Consider the following 889-nt stretch of genomic DNA (forward strand, 5'->3'; position numbering starts at 1 on the left):
CGCAGCAGCGATTCCCAATGCGCCTTGCCGGTCGTGTAAGTAAACGCGGCCGGCAACAGCAAAACATCAAACTGCTGCTGGGCGCGGAAAAACTCAGGAAAGCGCAAATCGTAGCAGACGCCTGCCGCTAGCGGAACATTGTCCACGCTTCACTGCGGCACATCGTTTCCCGCCAGTATCGTATCGGCTTCGGCGTAGCGTTCGCCCAAACCGGAAAAGCCGAAAAGATGCATTTTGTGGTAAAGCCCGATTTGGTTGCCGTCGCGGTCATACACCAGCATTGTGTTCATCACCTTGCCAGCGTCTGGGCTTTGCAACGGAACCGTACCGCCAAATAGCACCACGCCGCATTCCCTTGCCGTTTCGCTTAAGGCCGTCTGAAAACGGGTGTGGCAGGTTTTGCCAACTCGTCCATCATCCAAAGGCTCGGCAAATGCCAGCTTGTCCGTATCGTTTTTGCCCATCAGCGGCCAATATTCGGGCAGCAACACCCAATCCGCTCCTTGTTCAGCAGCCTCGCGGACAAGGCGTTTCATGGTGGCAATATTGGTTTCGGGGTCGGTAGACGACACCATTTGCACAGCAGCGGCGCGTAAAGAGCGCATCATCAAAACTCCTGTCAGATTTTGCAAGAATTGTAACTTGTTTACGCACAAGGCCGATACAATCGTCACACAATTCCTCTCCAAAAAAGGATAAACCATGAACTTGAAACTTCTCCTCACTGCTGCACTTTCCACCGCCGCACTTGCCGCACATGCCGACGTACAGCTCTACGGCAGCATCAAAAGCGGCATCGAAACCTCGCAAACCCGTTTCGGCGGCCAAACATACAGCCGAACCGCCATTGCCGACCAAGGCAGCCATATCGGTTTACGCGGCTCGCATC

General features: G+C 54.4%; 1 protein-coding gene and 1 pseudogene. One reads left to right on the forward strand and one right to left on the reverse strand.

From position 1 onward, the window contains the following. Positions 1–608 (reverse strand): annotated as a pseudogene (locus tag ACTHUR_RS12630) (nitrilase-related carbon-nitrogen hydrolase); the annotation flags it as partial. Between the two features lie 94 nt (positions 609–702). On the opposite strand from ACTHUR_RS12630, the gene ACTHUR_RS12635 reads away from it, so the two are divergent. Next, on the forward strand, positions 703–889 hold a 187-nt coding region (locus tag ACTHUR_RS12635; RefSeq protein ID WP_440398830.1), incomplete at its 3' end, for a porin.

Source organism: Neisseria sp. P0021.S007, assembly GCF_051956855.1.